This is a genomic window from Candidatus Kaelpia aquatica, from assembly GCA_030765335.1.
Lineage (GTDB): Bacteria > Omnitrophota > Gorgyraeia > Kaelpiales > Kaelpiaceae > Kaelpia > Kaelpia aquatica.
Map to the genome: position 1 here is coordinate 16,085 of JAVCCU010000009.1, position 19,375 is coordinate 35,459.

Genomic DNA, 19,375 nt, shown 5'->3' on the forward strand with positions numbered 1-19,375 from the left:
CTGCCTATTTTAACTCTTAAGATATACGATATCTCCTTTAGCTGGAATCTGGGGGTTTATATTGAGTTTATTTCTTATATCTGCCCTCAAGCTATCTAGCTGTTCTGCTTCACCATGAACCAGAAAAACCCCTTTAACGTTTTTACTTACCCCTTTAACATAACTCAATAATCCATCTCTGTCTGCGTGAGAACTAAAAGCATTGACTGTTATAACTTCTGCATGAAGTTCATATATCCTGCCGAATATGCGCACTGTTTTAGCTTTTTCAACTATCCGTTTACCCAAGGTATTATTTGCCATAAAACCGATTACTATTATAGCGTTCTTAGGGTTTTCTATATTATTCTTTAAGTGGTGTAATATTCTTCCGTTTTCACACATCCCCGATGCTGAGATTAATATTATAGGTTTTGTTATATCATGAATCTGTTTTGACTTACTAACATCCTTAACATAGGTAACATTATCATAACCAAAAGGGTCACCGCTATTCAAAAACTCTTTAGCAGTCTTTATGTCAAAATAATCTGCGCTCTCTCTAAATACATCGGTCACATTGACAGCCAAAGGTCCATCAACATAGATAGGGATCTTTTTAATCTTCTTCTTTCTCATCAACTGACTTATAAAGAAGACTATCAGCTGAGTTCTCTCTAAAGCAAAAGATGGTATAATAATCTTGCCGCCCCTCTTTATAGTTTTATTTATAGCATTAGCAAGTTCAATCTCTGCATCCTCTATGCTACTATGTTTTCTATTTCCATAAGTACCTTCAATCATAAGATAATCCACTTCACTAGGAACCTCAGGGTTTTTAAGTAACGGCATATCGACCCTGCCCAAATCAACTGCATAGGCTATTCTTAAAGGCCTTCTTCTTGTTTTTACCTCAATCAAAGGTACGGCTGAGCCAAGAATATGACCTGCTTCATAAAAAGTAAGGTTAACATCTTTCGTTAAAGGAAAATTCCTGTGGTAATTAATGGCTCTTAAGTGCTTTAGTGCTTTTCTTGCCTCTCTCTGGGTATACAGCGGCTCCCTAGGAGGTAATCCGCGTCTTTTGTTTATCTTATTAACATACTTAATATCTTCTCCTTGGATATATCCAGAATCTAGGAGCATGAAATGACAGAGTTCCTTTGTAACCGGAGTACAGTAGACTGCCCCCCTATAGCCCTGCTTTATAAGATTTGGAATATTACCGCAATGATCTATATGAGCATGAGAGAGAACGCAGGCATCAATATTATTTAGGTTGAAAGCAAACTTAGAGTTTACCTTGTAATACTCATCTCTCTTTCCATGAAAAAGACCACAGTCAAGGAGTATCTTAGACTTAGAAGTCGATATGAGGTGCATTGAGCCTGTTACAGTCTGAGCTCCACCGCAAAACTTAATAGATACAGCCACTCGCTACCTCCTAAATTTAAAGCAACAAACTCTATATTTGAAATATTATATCAAGAAAAAATTAAATAAGGAAGCGATATGAGTAAAAAGTGGTATCAAAAATCAAGGGTAATAATTTACTGTTGCCTTATACCAAACACCTATACCTGGATATTTAGAATTGAAATTATTCTCTAGCATTACTTGAACATCTTCCATGGGAAAATTAGATGGACTATCGCCAACAGTAGTAATATTAGCATGAAATGCAATCTCGTAAGGAGTAACAACTACTCTTTGAGCCTGCAATGGATCAAAGAGGTCCATGTAATGAAAAGAAAAATCAATAACTTCTATCAATTCTGGAGCTATGCTAGCATAATTTCCATCAATACTATTATTAACCAAATATCGACTAAGTAGATACTCTCGGTATTCAAGAACATCTGCAGTCTCAGAACCTTCTTCCCACCCTGCTATATCTATCGGAACTTGCTCTCTGTTACCAAGAATATTCATAGCTTTTAATAGCATCCCCGAACTTATATCATATAAATCAACATTTATATCCCAGCTTTTTATCCAACTTTGTATCTCAATATCATCGTCAGATATATTCTCACTTGCATAACTATAAAGTCTATCATATATAGCCATTGCAACAGATAGCGCTTCTAATCCCCCTGAAGAACCTACACTTTTAACAGTTATTGTTAGGTCATCATTGGCTATTTTTTGCCTAATAAGACCATCCAAATAAATACTAACTTCGCCTAATCTGAATCTAAATAGTGCAGTTTTAGTAGACATCGTTATAATACAAAAACTAGAACTTCTTAAAACACTAAGCAAAACTCCCAACTCTTCTACGTTGTTTCTTAACGCCTGAGCATACCCTTCAAAACCTACTCCTGCAACCTCTGCCCTCTGCTTGAAATACCCAAGCATAATAATAGCCATATTATTCTTTTCTTCATCAGATTTAACCAACGAACCTCTGTCGTCAAAAGCAATAATTTGATCAAGGATTTGGCTAGAAAGATCCAATTCAGAATTTAAGAGTTCACCCTTTAAGCGCCTTGCAAATCCAGTGCTAGAAAAACAGACTAGTAGAGCAATAATCATACACCAATTGATCTTAAAAATTCTATATTTAAACATATCTACCATCCTTATTTTAAATATACCGTACTTTTTGACTATTTACAAATTTTAATCAAACTTTTTTATAATTTTTAAGAAGTTTATTAACAAACACTTAGCTCTAGGTATATTTTAAGACTTACATCAAAAATAAATTTAATATATAATAAATAAAAGGAGAAAATAATGAAAGAAATGACAGATAGTTTTAATCTTCAAAAATACCAACTCTTAAAAGATAAAAAACTTTCAAAGAGTATCTCTTTTTTACTTCTTTTCACTTTTCTAATAAGCTTTCTCTTTGCATTTAAGCTGACCTTATTTGTAAACAGAGAGCTTCCTGGGCTTGCCTACAAAGCAAAACAGGTCCTTGAGAAAGATCTAACAGGTATCCCTATAATAGAGATTAAAGACGGTGTAACAATAAAGCCGGAGCAGAGATATTATAAAAAATGGAAGGAGTTCTCGCTTGTAATCGCACCCAATGAGAACGACCCTTATAAAATACTTGAGGAATCAGAATCTCTCCTGGGGTTGACTAGAGAAAATTTGATTATAAAATCCAAAATAGAGGAAATTAAATCAGAGATCAAGGTCTATGATTTAAAAAATATCGAAGAACTCCTTATAGCCCCAATTGAAAAAGGAATCAATATCTCTTCTGGAGAATTTAGATTGGACTTGACGCCTGATTTTATAAACCGGCTAAATAAACGCCTTGCAATATTCGCTTTTCCGACACTATTAATACTGCTTTTAACAACTTTCTTCTTTTCTAAATTGATACATATTTTCTCTTTTAGTATCTTTAGTCTAATCTTTAACAGTAGGCTCAACGCAAATCTTAAATATAAACAATTACTAAACATAGGCATATATGCCTTAGTACCGCCTACTGTCCTAACTGTAATCTTGCAGACATTAAACTTAAGGACACCTTTAAGCTGGGCATTGCACAGCACTATTTATATCATGCTGATATATAAAGCAATTAAACTGAATGTTGGTGCTGGAGAAATGGGGTTAGAGGCTGAACCCCGCTTTAAAGAGAGCGGTGATTCTAATTCTGAAAACAGCAATCTTTAAATTAATCTATCGACAGCTATAAAGCTAGAAATTAAGCAAACAGGCTGTAATCAAACCTTACTTAAAAAGATAAACCATAATCCACTTTAACTACAGTGTCACTAATATTTTTGAATAACAAACAAAAAGTGCAGCACCGTTAACGATGCTGCACCTAACTTTAAAGTTTAGAATTTTTAATGCTGTTATTTGATCCAGGGCATCATTTCACGAAGCTTAAAGCCAACCTTCTCTATCTTTTCTCCTTCAGCTTTCTTTCTAGCTGCAAGAAATTTTTTTCTGCCATCTTTATTCTCTTTAATCCACTCTTTAGCAAAAGAGCCTGACTGAATCTCTTTTAAGATTTTTTTCATCTCAGAGCGAACTTTTGCATCTATAACACGCTTACCGCGGGTATAATCTCCATATTCAGCAGTATCTGATATAACATATCTCATCTTTTGGATACCATACTTGTACATCAAATCTACGATGAGTTTTAATTCATGCAGACATTCAAAATATGCAATCTCAGGCTGATAACCTGCAGCAGTCAAAGTATCAAACCCTGCTTTAACTAGCTCTGTTGCTCCACCACAGAGAACAGCTTGCTCGCCAAAGAGATCTGTCTCTGTCTCTTCCTTGAATGTTGTCTCAATAACTCCTGCACGCGTACCGCCTATAGCTTTAGAAAAAGCTAGAGCAAGATTCTTTGCTTTGCCTGTTGCATCCTGATATACCGCTATTAGGTTAGGTACACCCTTTTTCTCTAGATACATATCACGAACAAGAGTTCCAGGGCCTTTAGGTGCAACCATAAAGACATCGACATAATCAGGCGGGACAATCTGTGAGAAATGAATATTAAAACCATGTGAAAAGCTTAACGCATTGCCCTTCTTTAAATATGATTTAATATTATTATATACTGCAGCCTGAATATGATCTTGAGCAAGCATATGTATAATATCAGCTTCTTTCGCTGCTTCAACTGCAGTAACTGGTTTAAAACCATCTTTAACTGCAATCTTATAATTAGGGGATTTCTTTAGCTCTGCTATTATAACCTTAACCCCACTATCACGTAAGTTTAAGGCTTGAGCTCTACCTTGGGCACCATAACCTATAACAGCAACCTTCTTCCTTCTAATCAAAGCCAAGTTTGCATCTTTATCATAATATACTTTAGCCATTTTCAGCCTCCTTAATCTTTTCCTATAGCTACAACTCCTGTCCTCATAACCTCTTTTATACCGTAGGGCTTTAAAAGCTGCAAAGATGTTGCAACTTTCTCCTTATCTCCAACAACTTCAATGCAGATTACTTTAGTACCGACATGTAATATCTTACCTCCAAGCAACTCTATAATCTCTATGATCTGAGAACGGTTCTGAGATGTATACCGCAGCTTTATAAGCAATAGTTCTCTGTCAAAGAAATCTTTTTTTGTAAAATCTTGCACAGACACAACATCTATTAATTTATTGAGCTGTTTTTTTACTTGCTCAAATGTCTTCTCATCAGCATGAACGACCAAAGACATACGTGATACCGACGGAGAATCTGTCTCAGCTACTGCCAAAGAGCGAATATTAAAGCCTCTGGCACTAAAAAGACCTGCTACGCGCGCAAGAACTCCTGCCTTATTTTCAACCAAAACTGATAATACATAATTTTTCATGGTATTATCTCCTTATCCACTGCCCCGCTATTGACAGAATTAAGCCATCCCGCCTATCATTCTATCTATAGCCTCACCTGCAGGAACCATAGGAAAAACGTTTTCAAACCCATCTACCTTAAAATCGATAACTACGGGTTTCTTCTTACTCTTTAAAGCCTTCTTTATCGCAGGGCCAACCTCAGATTGCTTTTTAACTCTTATACCGATTGCTCCGTAAGCCTCGGCTATCTTTACAAAATCAAGGCTATCCAGGCAGGTATAAGAGTACCTCTTTTTGTAGAACAGTTCCTGCCATTGTCTGACCATACCAAGGCAACCATTGTTCAAAATAGCAATTATAACAGGGACCTCATAACTCACAGCTGTTGCAAGCTCCTGCATATTCATCTGGATACTACCATCCCCAGCTATATCTACTACAATTTTATCGGGATTACCTATTTTAGCTCCTATCGCAGCAGGAAAACCATAGCCCATAGTACCTAAACCGCCGGATGAGATATATGTTCTAGGTTTTGTATATTGATACCAATGGGCAGCCCACATCTGATTCTGACCCACCTCTGTTGTTATTATAGCATCGCCCTTTGTCAGCTTATAAATCTGTTCTATGACATATTGAGGCTTCAAGCCAGTTGCGGTCTTTTTGTATTTTAAAGGAGACTCTTTTTTCCAACTCTTGATCTGCTTAACCCAATCAGAAGAATCTGGCTTCTTAACTATTTTATTCAGCTCAATCAATATCTTCTTCGCATCACCGACAATTGGAATATCAACATCTACATTCTTACTTATAGCCGAAGGATCAATATCTATGTGAATAATCTTCGCTTTTGGTGCGAAGGCTTCAATTTTACCTGTGACCCTATCATCAAACCTTGATCCAACCGCAATAAGGAGATCTGAATTCTGTATTGCAAGGTTTGCATAGACAGTTCCATGCATTCCCGGCATACCTAAAGATAACTCTGTGTCTTCAGGGAAACCGCCTAACCCCATAAGTGTAGTTGTTACTGGTATCTGGCATTTATCAGCTAACTTTTTAAGCTCTCTATCTGCCCCAGATATAATAATACCACCGCCTGTATAGAGAACAGGGCGTTTCGATCCCTCTATCATCTCGGCTGCTTTTTTGATCTGCAAAGGATGACCTTTTAAAACAGGCTTATACCCTCTCATCGAAACTTTCTTCTGATACTTGTAATCATACTGCTTTAAGGTTATATCTACAGGTAAATCTATGACAACAGGCCCAGGCCGGCCGGTAGAAGCACAATGGAAAGCCTCTCTTATTATTCTACCAAGATCTTTTATATCTTTAACCAAATAATTATACTTTGTTATCGGTCGCGTTATGCCGGTTGTATCTGCTTCCTGAAAAGCATCGTTTCCTATCAAATAAGTATTAACTTGACCAGTTATGCAGACTATTGGAATAGAATCCATATAAGCAGTTGCTATTCCGGTAATCAGGTTGGTAGCTCCAGGGCCTGAGGTGGCAATGCAGACACCCACGCGGCCAGTGCTTCTTGCATACCCATCAGCAGCATGAACCGCACCCTGCTCGTGACGCGTCAAGACAAAGTTTAGGGGAGCATCATATAGAACATCAAAAAGGGGCAACACAGAACCTCCGGGATAACCAAAGATATCCTTTACACCCTCATGCTTCAAAGCCTCTATTACAATTTTTGCACCGGTCATCTTCATAATCTGATTAATATATCAAAATTATCATTTTAACGCAACCCTATTTAAGCGGATCAATATTCACCTATTATCTCTTCCATTACATCTTCTAATGTTACCATACCAACAACCTCATCTAATGAATTACGTATCCCAACCATATGGATATTCCTCCTAAGCATCTGAACCAAAAGATCATCCAGATATGTGTTGTCATCAACATAGAAGATATCATGAAGAAAATTGTTTAAATCTATCTCCTTATCAATATCCTGAATTAACAGATCCATATAGTTTATGACTCCCACGTACTCTTCTTTATCTTTATTGTAAACAGGTAAACGTGAAAATTCATATCTTTTAAACTCTTCTATGACAACACTTATATCTAAATCGCTTAAAACTGAAACAACTCTCTTCTTAGATATCATTATCTCTTTTACCTGCTTCTCTCCAAGATGAAAAACCCTGTGCAAGATTGTCTTCTCATGTTCCTGAATAACTCCTCTCTCCTCACCCTTAATTATCGCAACTTTAATCTGCTCTTTAGAACCGAGAGAACGTACTCTAGCAGGCGCCTTGCTAAACTTATTAATCAATTTTGAAGGAAAAAAATAAAACAGGTAAGAGAACGGAAAACTAATGTAGTATAGAATTTTAAATATTTTGACTGTTCTAAAAATCAGAGAAGGCTTTGCCCTAAAAATACTTTTTGGCACTATCTCTGAAAAGACAATACTTAGTGGCACAAGCAGAGTAATTGTAATCATCTCAGCTTGCAATTCAGTAAAAAACCTCACGATTGCAGAGAGCAGGACTATCGTGCTTGCGCTTAGAGCAAAGTTTGTCATAACAAGTGTTATAGAGACAAGTTTTTCAAGGTTCTGCATCTTATCTATTAACCAGAGATCCGATTTTCTGCTTAAACCTCGCTTCTTCTCGACCATAGAGACTGGGATAGATATCAATCCTGTCTCATAGCCAGAAGAGAATCCGGCAATCAACAGAAAAAAAGCAATTATTATAATCAATGTTAAAACGCTCATCTGCTTATTTTTATAGTTACCTTCTTAATTCTATTTCTACTTACCTCATCAATGAAGAACTTTAGATCCTTATATTCAATAGACTGCCCGCTGGAAGGAACTTTCTGAAAGAGATTGAGCAATAATCCTCCTAAAGAAGATATTCCAGGAGTTTTTAAATCTACATCTAATTCATCGCTAAGATCAGATAGCGATACATTTGCCATAACAGTGTAAGTGTCTAAGTCAATCTTCTTTATCTTGTTTTTATCTCTTTTATATTCATTCTCTATTTCTCCAACAAGCTCTTCTAAGATATCCTCTAAAGTAACTATTCCGGCTGTACCGCCATACTCATCAACAATTAAGGCAATCTCTTCATTCCTCTCTTTAAATTGAATTAAGAGCTCATCTATATCCATAGAGTCAGGTACAGTTAAAACGGGACGGACCAAGTCATTCCAAATACTAAATTTCGAAAAAAGAAAATCCCTGGAATATATGACACCTGCAACAGAATCCAAGCTCTCCCTGTAAATTATATACCTCGTATGTTTTGTCTCTCTTATTAATTCTTTTAATTCATCTAGTGAGCTTTTTTCTTCTAAGGCTTCCATATCAATTCTAGGTGTCATAATCTCTCTTGCCCAGCTCTTACCTAAATCAAGGACTCTTTCAGCTAGAACTCTCTCCTCTTTGTCTAGCAGCCCTCTCTCTTCTCCTGACTTTACCATCGCATATATTTCAGACAATGCAGGTTTATCTTCAAGAGCTCCAACGTTTTCTGAAAAAAATAACAGTGATACTTTTATAGCTGCTCTACTAAAAAAACTCTCTAAAGGAAATATTACCTTAGAGATTAAAGTAAGAAAATACACTGAGAAAAAGGAAAAGCTAGATGCAAACCTTAAAGCTAATAACTTTGGAACAACCTCGCCAAAAAAAAGTATTATCGAAGTTACGATAAAGATAGAAAGAATAACGGAGATCTGAGGAAAGAAATAATAGAGTAATACCCCCATAATACTTGTAGCTACAATATTTACTATTGTATTACCGGTTATAATCAAAGATATAGTCTTAGTGGAATCCTTTAAAAAAGAAGATAGTCTCTGATAAGCACTAAGATGTCTAGATTTAAACTTTGACCTCTCATATTCAGTAAGAGAAAAAATAGCGCTTTCTGAAGAAGAGAATAGCGCTGATAAAATTAAGAACAGCAACAAAAAAAAGAAGTGTATAGTAAGATTCATCTATAGAGCCTGAAGTTCACAATATAATCCCTAACCTTATCAGGCGTAAGATAACGTAATGAAAGACCGCTCTTTACTCTATCCCTGAGAGAAGATGAAGATATTGCTATCTGAGGAATTAGGAGCTTCTTATACTTAGCTCCTTTAATATTTTTAACTTTTGTCCCCGGTCTAACAGCTACTATAAAGCGTGCTATCCTGACTAAGCTCTTGTAATTCTTCCAGCTTTCAAGTTCAGAAAAAGCATCGGAACCTATCAAAAAATATATCTCATCTTGAGGTTCTTTCTTTTTTAAAGCTTTCAAAGTCTCATAACTAAAAGAGAGCCCTCCCCTCTTGATCTCTACGCTAGAGACAGATAGAGAAGGATTATCTATGGTTGCCAATCTAAGCATATTTAATCTATCCCGAGAAGATGCTTGAGGAGGTTCTTTAGAAGCAGATATATTATAAGGCAAGAATACCACCCTATCTAACCCAAGCTCACCTAGGGCACACTCCGCTAATAGAAGATGTCCCATATGTATAGGATCAAAGGCTCCGCCTAAGATGCCTATTTTTTTTGATTTTTTACGATTAAACTCTGATTTGACCATTACCAAAAACTATATATTTATATGTTGTTAATTCCTCAAGCGCCATAGGACCTCTAGCATGTATCTTATCTGTAGATATACCCATCTCAGCCCCCATTCCAAATTGAAAACCATCAGTAAAACGAGTAGAAGCATTAAGATAAACACATGCAGAATCAACCTCTCTCAAAAATCTATAAGCATTCTCATGGTCATCCGTTACGATTGCATCAGAGTGACTGCTGCCGTATTTATTTATATGAGAGACGGCTTCACTTAGGCTGTCAACTATTTTCAGATTAAGAATCAAATCGAGATACTCTTTATAATAATCTTTCTCTCTGACCTTCTTTACCCAAGGAAGAACAGTCTTACTCTTAGCGCAACCTCTAAGCTCAACCCCGGCATCTTTTAGTTTTTCTCCAAGAAGCGGAAGGAGCTTTTTAGCTATATCTTTATGGATTATGAGTGTCTCCATGGCATTGCATACGCCAGGTCTTTGCGCTTTGGCATTAAAGGCAATATCTATTGCCATATTTATCTTTGCAGATTTGTCAATAAATACATGGCAAACCCCTTTATAATGCTTTATTACAGGCATAGTAGCATGCTCTGTCACATACCTTATTAGCGATTCACCGCCTCTAGGTATTAGAAGGTCTATTTCATCGCTAAGTCTCAGAAGATAGTCCAATGCCTCTCTATCCTTCGTTGGAATTAGCTTTATGGTATTCTTAGGTATTATATGAGAGACTGCATCTGTTAAAACTTGATATATGGCGCGGTTAGAGTTGTAAGCCTCGCTCCCGCCTCTTAAAATCACAGAGTTGCCACTTTTAAGGCAGAGCCCTATGCAGTCACTTGTAACATTGGGACGCGATTCATATATAATCGCAATCACACCTATTGGAACACGAACCTTGCCTATTTTAAGTCCATTGGGTCTATCCCAAAGACTGGTAATCTCGCCCAAAGGATCCTTAAGCCTTGCAATCTCTCTTAACGATATTGACATCTCTTTCATTCTCTTAGAGCTAAGATAGAGCCTGTCAATCATCGCAGAGCTAAGCTTATCTCTTTTGGCTCTCTTTAGGTCTTTCTCATTCTCAGAACTAATATAGCTTGAGCTCTTACCTATAGCAGCTGCCATAGCTCTTAAAGCTTTGTTCTTGCTGCTGCTTGAGAGTGTTGCAAGCTTAAAAGAAGCATCTTTAGCCTCTATTGCTATTCTTTTAATTCTTTTATCTAGATTCATTTTTAACCTCAAAGAGCACCAGATTATCTCTATGCACAGCCTCATCTTGCCTCTTAAGCCCTAGGACCGCTGCTATCTCTTTACTCTTATGTCCTTTTATCTTTTCTATCTCTAGAGAAGAGTACCCGGAGATACCCTTTGCAATCTCTATTCCAATTTTATTTTTTACAGTGATCAAATCTCCGACACCAAAGTGACCATTTACGCTTAGGATACCCATAGGCAAAATACTCTTACCTTTCTCAACAACTGCCTTCTCTGCGCCAGCATCAACTGTAATCGCACCTTTAGACTTTGAAAGATAAGCAATCCAATGTTTTTTAGCAGAGAGCTTCTTCTCTGCCTCAATAAAAGTACCGCTCTCTAACGCGATACCCTTTTTAATCCCGTCCTTATCTTTACCGTTAGTTATAACAGAAGGTATGCCTAAAGATGCTGCAACTTCAACAGCCTCAAGCTTGGTAATCATACCGCCTACACAATGAGCTTTATCAGTATCAAAGCAGTATTTTTTTACATCTTTAACATTAGTTACTCTCTTTATAATTCTGCCTTCTCCATCATATATCCCATCTATATCTGAAAGAATTAACAGGAGGTCTGCAGATATAAGAGAGGCGACCATAGCTGAAAGCTTATCATTATCCCCAAATTTTATCTCTTCAACTGCTAAAGCATCGTTCTCATTTATTACAGGAACAATTTTTAGTTTAATCAGCTGTTCTATTGTATCTTTTGCGTTTAAATACCTCTTTCTATCTGAAAAATCATCCCAGCTAAGAAGAACCTGACCTATCTCTATTTTATGCTTAGAGAAAGAGTTTTGATAAGTCTTCATGAGTTCTATTTGACCTAAAGAAGCCAGAGCCTGGAGATATGATATCGCTTGAGGCCGAGACTTAAGGCCCAGCTTACCCATGCCGGATGCAATAGCACCTGATGAAACAAGAACAATATTCCTGTTTTTATCCATAAGAGAGGATACTTCTTTTGCAATATTTTTAAACTTGACTAGATCAAGAGAACCGTCGTTTTTACGTAGAATACTGGAACCAATTTTAATGACTATCTTCTTATACATTATTTATTATTGTAATATATTTTTTCTATTCTGCAATCAGTTAAAGTAGCTGCCTATCTTGGTTTCTACTTTATCGAGCCCTGCTTTATCTAAAAGCGAGATAGACAATATATCTTCGGTCTTTAGGCTTTTCTTTAAGTCTTTTAACTTAGAAGCTGCTTCAGGCAAATCCATCTTATTTGCAATTAAAATATACTCTCTTTCTAAGAGAGTAGGGTCAAACTCTCTTAGTTCAGTTCTTAGCTTCTCAAGAGCTTCTTTAGGGTTTATATCGGTGTCGGATAATCCTAGAATAAATATTAATACCTGTGTCCTCTGAATATGCTTTAAAAACAAATCTCCAAGGCCTCTGCCTTTATGTGCATCCTCTATCAAGCCTGGTATATCTGCTATCTTTATCGGTTTATCCTGATGCCAGATCACACCAAGATGAGGCTCTAAGGTTGTAAAAGGATACGGTGCAATCTTACCTCTTGTTTTACAGAGCGTATTGATAAAAGTAGTCTTACCTGCATTGGGAAAACCAACCAGACCAATATTAGCAAGCAACTTTAGCTCTAAGAGTAATGTCTTCTCTTCGCCTTCTTTATGTAGGATAAGTTCGGACTTAGTAAATGCATTACCTCGCCCTCCATCTCCACCGTTTGCAGCAATTACAGACTCATCCTTAGCTGTCATATCACGAATCAAAAACCCGCTCTCTAAGTCCCTAACAACTGTCCCTAGCGGAACAGATATCACTCTATCCTTACCTCTGCCGCCCTTTTTATTATTACTGCTGGCATGCTTCCCCTTGTCAGCTTTGTGGTGTTTTTGAAACTTAAGATGGGTCAGATCCCAGAGATTAGTATCTGTCTTTATAACAATATCTCCACCTCTACCGCCATCTCCACCATTAGGGATTCTTCTTGAACTGAGCTTGTGAAAATAGAAGCTGAGACAACCTTGGCCGCCGTCTCCTGCTTTAACGTAAATTTTAACTTTATCTACAAAACTCAACTTAAGGAAGGATTGTTAGGATTGTTCAGAAATAACATCAACCATTCTTTGAGAACGGAACTTTACAACGCCATCCTTCAAAGCAAAGAGCGTATCGTCTCTGCCTTTGCCTACGTTCCAGCCGGGCTTAAACTTAGTACCACGCTGCCTTATAATTATAGATCCAGCAGATACGCGTTCTCCGCCAAAATTCTTAATACCGAGGCGCTGAGAATTGGAATCACGACCATTTCTAGTACTTCCGCCACCTTTTTTATGTGCCATATTAAGCCTCCGGAATAGACCCTATCTTAACTTTAGATAAAATCTGTCTATGCCCTCTTTTAGATTGTGAACTCTTACGCCTTCTGTACTTCAAGATTGTAATCTTATCAGCCTTTTTATTCTCTATTAACTCTGCAGCAACTTTAGCATTTTCTACATAAGGCCTACCTACAGTTAATTTAGAACCGTCAGATAAAGCTAATACTTTATCAAATTCGACCTTATTATCCGTAGCTTCAACAAGCTCCACCTTAATGGTGTCGCCCTCTTTGACTTTATACTGTTTTCCGCCTGTCTCTATTATTGCGTATTTCATAGTCTTAAGAATATGCCATAAATGGATTAATTTGTCAAGGGGTATAGAAGAAAGTGTCTGGTTTAAAAACGGAGCGTGATAATATGTTTCAGTTATATGAGGTATAGAGCGAAGTGTAGAATAAAAAATATATAAAAAGCCCGCCAAATTTGGCGAGCTAAATATACTTACTTAACTTGTATTACTCGTCTAAATTCTAATTTTATATAGCTTCCGGAGGAACACTGGAGCTTAAGACAAAATCCAATGTTTGCAAACCAGTTACACTACTAATAAGCGAAGCAAGAGAAACTTCGACTTGAACAAAACGCCCAAAAGATCCTTGGACCTTATAACCATTACCTGCTAGAGCAGACAGATTCTCCTCGGTAACCAAATCTCTTGTAGTAAGGAGAAGCCTTACCATAGGTATTTCGTCACAAAGTAAAATATCTTTTGCTGTTGTAATGACTGCAGTTGGTACCTTGAAATAGGCAGCTACACCACCATCTAATACCTGAGGCAATACTTCTATGCCTTGCTCTAAATATCCTTCTCTAACAACCTCAGCGGCTGCGTCTAGTGCTCCTACAATACCCAACTTTTGAAAAGTTTCCATATGTTTGGATACTATCTCACCTGAAATTTTGATCATAATAGTCTCTGAGCCTGTTTGAACATTCGGGAGCATCGGAAGTAAGCTATCTGTGAATATAAGGTCTTTTGATTGGGCTACCGCCGTCAAGCTAGTCATTCCAATAACTACACATACTGCTACTACAAGCAATGCTAACTTCTTCATCTTGCTACCTCCTGCTTATTGTTACTGTTTCTATCTTCATCTATCTTAAGCTCCCCTTGGAGCTATATAATATTTATAACACGTATCTTGCATTTGTCAAATCTTATTAAAAGTTTTTATTATATAGTATAAAAAGTTATTTTTCTCTCATTCACTTATAACATATTGCATAATTACAACTCCTAAATCCATGCAACTTATACACCCATTAGACGAGTTTGAACTAATAAGCATAGTAAGCTTATTAGAGTCTGACTCTCTTTTCTGATACATTAATTTATCTTCTAACTTCATGAGGGCAAATCCTATATAGGCAACGCCTTTCTCATCTAATATCTCTATCTCTGTTATTTCGGCATCATAGAGAGCCTCACTAAAGAAAACCTCGGCTCCAGGATAATTAGCAACAATATCGTTAAAACTATCATAATCATCCTTAGAAGCGTCATCGAGAAAGTTGCGCATAATTTTAAAATCTCTGCTTTTTTCTACATCCTCTCTGCTAACCTTTTCGCTTATTACAGAATCTATATTAAAATCGCCACGGTAGACATAGTCAGCAGCATAAGAGTAGAGAGTTATTGATAAGTTGGATATCAGAAGCAGCCAAACAAATCTTCTCATAACATTATCTCCTTACAAGATAAGTAAAGTAAGCCGGAAACGTTTTAAGTAAAGCAAATTGAATATTACGGCTTTGCATAAAGTTCTCCCAGATAAACTCAGAGAAATAATTCTCAACCATCAGGGCTGGAAAGATCACATCCATTCCGACTATCCAGTTAGAGCTTACTTCCGGTACACCATTATGATCCAAGGAACCTGCATCCATTGATTCAACCAAAAGGCCCGACTTATCAAAGGCTTTATCGCGTATCTCGTAGAACATCAAGAATGCGGGGTTATCCAGAATAGCGTATTCCTGAAAAAATGGTATCGAACCTATCGCTGCATAAGGAGCAACCGGTTTAATTCCATTCTTTGAGTTATAGAATCTTTCAGCCTCCCCAGCTCCTGAGAGCGCTCCACCAACCCTATCTCTATATTCCATAGCACTTGAACCTTTAGAGACCTTAGACCAGCATGCACTTATGCCAAAGATATTTTCTGGATAGTTGTTGTCGGAACACCATCTAAGGTCAGCTAACACAGCATTTTTTGTATTTTTCCACCAGTCAACATTATGCAGAAGATCGTTATCTAGTCTTCTAAAATCAATAAAAGTATGGGCAAAGAGATAAGTAAAGAGCGAGCCGTACCAGGAATAGACATACTTGTAATCTTCATAGGCACCCTCTTTCACTGCAATATTTCCAAAAGAGTCCCTAATGTCTACCCTGTTATCTACAACAGGTGAACCCTGAGCGAGAATTAATATCAAAAGTATCTCATCGGTATAAAAATCCCAAAAACCAAAGAACCCGTTGTTCCAGCCCATATGAAACTGCTTCCTGCCGCCATTAAAAAACTCTCTCCATTCTATGTTAGAATAGAATTCATTCGCTTTGTCTCTGCACTCAGAATAACCCTGGGATGCTAAGTATTCAGATGCTGTTATCATACCTGCTAAAAGGATTGCTGTATCTATTATCGAAACCTCAACTCCAGACTTATGCACTAAGCTCTTTCCTGATACATCAGGAACATAAAAATGATAGAGAAAACCGGAAAAATTCTGGCCTTGATTATTCTGAAGATTTAAACAGCTTTCAACGGTCTCTAAAAACATCTCTCTTGCTCCTTCCTTAGAGATTAAACCTTTCTGAGCAGATAGAGCTAAGCCTGCAAGAGCAAAGCCTGAAGCAGCTATATCAACTTCTTTGACGTGGGGTGAGCTTTTATAAAGCCCGTTTATTCTAAAAAACTTTTGATAACAGTAGTTTAGCTGCTGAGCCTGGAAATCCTTTAACATATCTACTGCCTGATAAACCTCTAGATCTAAAGCTGAAACAACCTTAACCTGAACTGCTAACACTAGAACAACTGCTATCTTTTTCAATATCTTCATCTTAACCCATAGATAGCAATATACATGCCAAAAGATTAATAATAGAGATTGTTACCGCAAGTAGCTGCAAATAAAGGTTTTAAATAAAAAACAAGCTTAATACCACAAAAGATTTATCGCGTAATAATGTAATATTTTTTTACCTAACTTAATAAATATTTAATAAATGTACTTAAGACTAAATTCTTTAAAGCTTTAAAAACAAAAGAGTTAAGAGTAGCTTTTGTTGCAGATAATGAATAGAGGCAGGCCCGTAAGCCGAATTCTGTTTTAGACAGCCATTTGTCTACTATCTGAATTGCTTCAGATATTTAGCGGTTAACCCACCCGCTTAGCCGGGCCAGCTTTAAGCGCGGGCTATTTAACCTTAACTCGTGTAGAGATTGCCTCGTTTCACCTCTCCCAAATGGGAGAACTCGTCTCTGTGGCTCTTATCCTAACAGGTCTAAGAAACCTGCGTTCCGACGTTATCGGAATACACTCACCCTCTGAGTTCGGACTTTCCTCTCCTTCAAAAGAAAGAGCGGCTATCCAGCCTGCCTCTTTAAAATAAAACATCCTTGGATTCTGTGGCAGAATAAGCAAGCTTATCCGCCTCTTTATTCTTTTCCCGTAGAATATGATTAAACTCTATACTTTTAAAATTATTCAGTAAATACTTTATATTTACAAGAAGAGGCTTTAAGTGCTCTTTCTTTGTCTTGTACTCTCCCTTAACCTGTTTAACTAGTAATTCGCTATCTAAAAATACTTTTAAATCATCTATTCCTAGAAGCAATGCCTCGGTAAGACCGACGACAAGAGCCAAATATTCAGCAACATTATTAGTGCTGGGACCAATAGCCAGAGAGACTTCTTTTAAAATAACTCCATGAGGATCCTTGATAACAACACCAACCCCGGCTGGACCAGGATTACCTCTAGAAGAACCGTCTGAATAAAGCTTGAAGCTACTCATCTAGATAGAATATTCTAGAGCAACGCTCACAAGTAATAATGCCGTCTGCTCTCTTTATCTCATTGATAGTTTGAGGGCGAAGGCTTAAATGACAACCACCGCAGGCACCATCAATGACTGGAACAATAGCCAAACCATCCTTGCTTTCAATTAGTCTTTCATAGATAGAGAGAGTCTCGGGGTCTACTTTTTGAGCAATCTTACCTCTCTCTGTTTTTTGAGATTTAATCTCCTGTTCAACTACAGCCATATCCTGCTTGACTTTATCTTCTTCCTGCTGAAACTCTCCCTCAAGCTTCTTAAGCTCGTCTTTCTCTTTGTTAAGACTTAAGCCTATCTCATCCATGCTGTCCATTAGCTTCAATATCTCATCTTCAATACATGAATTATCAGCCTTCTTGCCTTCTATCTCGCTTAAAAGAGCCTTATATTCCTTATTTGTCTTTATCTGAAGAAGCTGTTGTTGAAACTTTTGAATTCCCCCTTCAGCAGTCTGGAGCTCTAACTCTTTATCTTTTATCTTAATCTGCAGATCTTTGACTTCCTCTTCAACTCTATCAATATCTTCTTTTTTTTGATCCAACCCAAACCTAAAATCCTGAAGTTTTTTAGGCATATCCTCTTTGCGAAAATTCAAATCACGGAGCTCCAAATCATACCCCTGGAGCTCTTTTAAAAGTTCTATCTGTTTTTTAAAATCTTCTACTTTCATATAAACTTATTAAATGGGCGATAGAGGACTTGAACCTCCGACATCCACGATGTGAACGTGGCGCTCTAGCCAACTGAGCTAACCGCCCGCTCAACTCTTTTTGACTATACTACTAAATGGTCCCGCCAGGACTTGAACCTGGAACCAACTGATTATGAGTCAGCTGCTCTGCCAATTGAGCTACGGGACCAATCAATCGGCGAATATCAATTTTAACATATCAAGTTAAAAAAGCAATACAACTTTATCAAGCTGTCAAGACTTCTCCTGCTTAAGAACAAAACCGCTTAAGTTTAACCCTTAACAAGCTTGTCTTTTAAAGATATTATTCTTAACATCTCTTGGTGCAACAATCCGTTAGAAGAGACTATGTTTGGATAGAAAGGACTGAAAACTTCTCCATCCATTTGCGTAACCTTACCTCCAGCTTCTTCAATAAGGAGAATGCCGGCTGCAGTATCCCAGGGGTTTAAACCCAGCTCCCAGAAGCCGTCTAATCTACCAGATGCAACATAAGCAAGGTCTAGAGCTGCAGCGCCGCAGCGCCGCACCCCTTGAGTGTGGTATATAAAATTAGAGCAGTGTTCTATGTTGGTATCTGCCTGATCTTTAAACTCATAATGGAATCCCGTTGCAACTAAGCTGCGGCTTATCTGGTCTATTTTTGAGACCGAAATTCTCTTACCATTTAGATAAGCACCGTCTTTTGATATCGCCGAAAAGACCTCTTTCCGCGTTGGGTCATAGATAACTCCAAGAACAGGTTTTTTGTCTTTTAATAATGCTATTGAAACACAAAAAACTGGAAAAGTATGAGAAAAATTGTTGGTACCATCTATGGGGTCAACCAGCCAGCAGTACTCACTATCAGCATCTCCTCCGGACTCTTCACCTACAAAATTAAAATCAGGATACTTCTTTAAGAGATAGCTCTTTATTATCTCCTCAGACTTCCTATCTACTTCGGTGACCAGGTTTCGCTCGCCTTTAAACTCAATATTTTTTACTCTGCCAAGATTAGATAGAACATAATCTCCTGCATTTAGAGCAACGCGCTGAGAAGACTTGAGTATCTTCTTTAGATTCAAACCTATTTTTCCTTCTTAACTTTATTGGGCTTGCCAGACATCCTCTTTCTTCTGCGTCTACCCTTAAGCCCTCTTGTCAGTTTCTTA

The 19,375-nt window shown here is 37.4% G+C and carries 20 protein-coding genes, 2 tRNA genes and 1 other RNA gene; 1 reads left to right on the plus strand and 22 read right to left on the minus strand.

Annotated elements, in window-relative coordinates:
• Nucleotides 1-9: 9 nt before the first annotated feature.
• Together P9X27_01350 and P9X27_01355 are read right to left on the minus strand one after the other, a co-directional pair.
• Entirely contained in the window at nucleotides 10-1,413 is a 1,404-nt protein-coding gene (locus P9X27_01350; protein MDP8253031.1) for an MBL fold metallo-hydrolase, read from the minus strand.
• 102 nt (nucleotides 1,414-1,515) lie between these two features.
• Nucleotides 1,516-2,553, minus strand: coding sequence for a hypothetical protein (locus P9X27_01355; GenBank protein MDP8253032.1), 1,038 nt, complete (start codon nucleotides 2,551-2,553; stop codon nucleotides 1,516-1,518).
• A 168-nt stretch (nucleotides 2,554-2,721) separates the two neighbouring features.
• On the opposite strand from P9X27_01355, the gene P9X27_01360 reads away from it, so the two are divergent.
• The gene (locus P9X27_01360; protein ID MDP8253033.1) at nucleotides 2,722-3,621 is read left to right on the plus strand and encodes a DUF1189 family protein; all 900 of its coding nucleotides are present in this window, start codon (nucleotides 2,722-2,724) and stop codon (nucleotides 3,619-3,621) included.
• A gap of 185 nt (nucleotides 3,622-3,806) precedes the next feature.
• On the opposite strand, the gene ilvC is transcribed toward P9X27_01360, so the two are convergent.
• From ilvC to P9X27_01460, 20 genes are all read right to left on the minus strand, one after another.
• Nucleotides 3,807-4,793: a ketol-acid reductoisomerase gene (ilvC, locus tag P9X27_01365; protein ID MDP8253034.1), complete on the minus strand. Its 987-nt coding sequence runs from the start codon at nucleotides 4,791-4,793 to the stop codon at nucleotides 3,807-3,809.
• A gap of 11 nt (nucleotides 4,794-4,804) precedes the next feature.
• Nucleotides 4,805-5,281, minus strand: coding sequence for an acetolactate synthase small subunit (ilvN, locus tag P9X27_01370; protein ID MDP8253035.1), 477 nt, complete (start codon nucleotides 5,279-5,281; stop codon nucleotides 4,805-4,807).
• A gap of 39 nt (nucleotides 5,282-5,320) precedes the next feature.
• Entirely contained in the window at nucleotides 5,321-6,994 is a 1,674-nt protein-coding gene (gene ilvB / locus P9X27_01375; protein MDP8253036.1) for a biosynthetic-type acetolactate synthase large subunit, read from the minus strand.
• Between the two features lie 53 nt (nucleotides 6,995-7,047).
• Nucleotides 7,048-8,019 carry a CNNM domain-containing protein gene (locus P9X27_01380; protein ID MDP8253037.1) on the minus strand — a complete coding sequence of 324 codons (972 nt, stop codon included), beginning with the start codon at nucleotides 8,017-8,019 and terminating at the stop codon, nucleotides 7,048-7,050.
• Nucleotides 8,016-9,251 carry a hemolysin family protein gene (locus P9X27_01385; protein ID MDP8253038.1) on the minus strand — a complete coding sequence of 412 codons (1,236 nt, stop codon included), beginning with the start codon at nucleotides 9,249-9,251 and terminating at the stop codon, nucleotides 8,016-8,018. Before P9X27_01385 ends, P9X27_01380 begins: the two co-directional genes overlap by 4 nt.
• Nucleotides 9,248-9,847 carry a nicotinate-nucleotide adenylyltransferase gene (gene nadD, locus P9X27_01390; GenBank protein MDP8253039.1) on the minus strand — a complete coding sequence of 200 codons (600 nt, stop codon included), beginning with the start codon at nucleotides 9,845-9,847 and terminating at the stop codon, nucleotides 9,248-9,250. Before nadD ends, P9X27_01385 begins: the two co-directional genes overlap by 4 nt.
• Complete coding sequence (locus P9X27_01395; GenBank protein MDP8253040.1) at nucleotides 9,828-11,081, minus strand: glutamate-5-semialdehyde dehydrogenase; 1,254 nt, start codon at nucleotides 11,079-11,081, stop codon at nucleotides 9,828-9,830. Before P9X27_01395 ends, nadD begins: the two co-directional genes overlap by 20 nt.
• A complete protein-coding gene (proB, locus tag P9X27_01400) occupies nucleotides 11,068-12,162 on the minus strand; it encodes a glutamate 5-kinase (protein ID MDP8253041.1) in 1,095 nt (364 codons plus the stop codon). Before proB ends, P9X27_01395 begins: the two co-directional genes overlap by 14 nt.
• A gap of 36 nt (nucleotides 12,163-12,198) precedes the next feature.
• A complete protein-coding gene (obgE, locus tag P9X27_01405) occupies nucleotides 12,199-13,161 on the minus strand; it encodes a GTPase ObgE (GenBank protein ID MDP8253042.1) in 963 nt (320 codons plus the stop codon).
• A gap of 15 nt (nucleotides 13,162-13,176) precedes the next feature.
• Complete coding sequence (rpmA, locus tag P9X27_01410) at nucleotides 13,177-13,425, minus strand: 50S ribosomal protein L27 (GenBank protein ID MDP8253043.1); 249 nt, start codon at nucleotides 13,423-13,425, stop codon at nucleotides 13,177-13,179.
• Nucleotide 13,426: 1 nt separating this feature from the next.
• Nucleotides 13,427-13,741, minus strand: a complete 315-nt coding sequence (rplU, locus tag P9X27_01415) for a 50S ribosomal protein L21 (protein ID MDP8253044.1) — start codon at nucleotides 13,739-13,741, stop codon at nucleotides 13,427-13,429.
• Nucleotides 13,742-13,943: 202 nt separating this feature from the next.
• A complete protein-coding gene (locus P9X27_01420; GenBank protein MDP8253045.1) occupies nucleotides 13,944-14,522 on the minus strand; it encodes a hypothetical protein in 579 nt (192 codons plus the stop codon).
• A gap of 147 nt (nucleotides 14,523-14,669) precedes the next feature.
• Entirely contained in the window at nucleotides 14,670-15,146 is a 477-nt protein-coding gene (locus P9X27_01425) for a hypothetical protein (protein MDP8253046.1), read from the minus strand.
• Between the two features lie 4 nt (nucleotides 15,147-15,150).
• The gene (locus P9X27_01430; GenBank protein MDP8253047.1) at nucleotides 15,151-16,530 is read right to left on the minus strand and encodes a glucoamylase family protein; all 1,380 of its coding nucleotides are present in this window, start codon (nucleotides 16,528-16,530) and stop codon (nucleotides 15,151-15,153) included.
• 238 nt (nucleotides 16,531-16,768) lie between these two features.
• An RNA gene (gene rnpB, locus P9X27_01435) (RNase P RNA component class A) lies at nucleotides 16,769-17,073 on the minus strand.
• Between the two features lies 1 nt (nucleotide 17,074).
• Nucleotides 17,075-17,488 carry a ribonuclease HI family protein gene (locus P9X27_01440; protein ID MDP8253048.1) on the minus strand — a complete coding sequence of 138 codons (414 nt, stop codon included), beginning with the start codon at nucleotides 17,486-17,488 and terminating at the stop codon, nucleotides 17,075-17,077.
• Complete coding sequence (locus P9X27_01445; protein ID MDP8253049.1) at nucleotides 17,481-18,200, minus strand: C4-type zinc ribbon domain-containing protein; 720 nt, start codon at nucleotides 18,198-18,200, stop codon at nucleotides 17,481-17,483. The genes P9X27_01440 and P9X27_01445 overlap by 8 nt, the downstream gene beginning before the upstream one ends.
• Before the next feature lie 14 nt (nucleotides 18,201-18,214).
• Nucleotides 18,215-18,288, minus strand: a tRNA-Val gene (locus P9X27_01450).
• 29 nt (nucleotides 18,289-18,317) lie between these two features.
• Nucleotides 18,318-18,390: transfer RNA gene (locus tag P9X27_01455), tRNA-Ile, on the minus strand.
• A 103-nt stretch (nucleotides 18,391-18,493) separates the two neighbouring features.
• Nucleotides 18,494-19,288: an inositol monophosphatase family protein gene (locus tag P9X27_01460; GenBank protein ID MDP8253050.1), complete on the minus strand. Its 795-nt coding sequence runs from the start codon at nucleotides 19,286-19,288 to the stop codon at nucleotides 18,494-18,496.
• Between the last annotated feature and the right edge of the window lie 87 nt (nucleotides 19,289-19,375).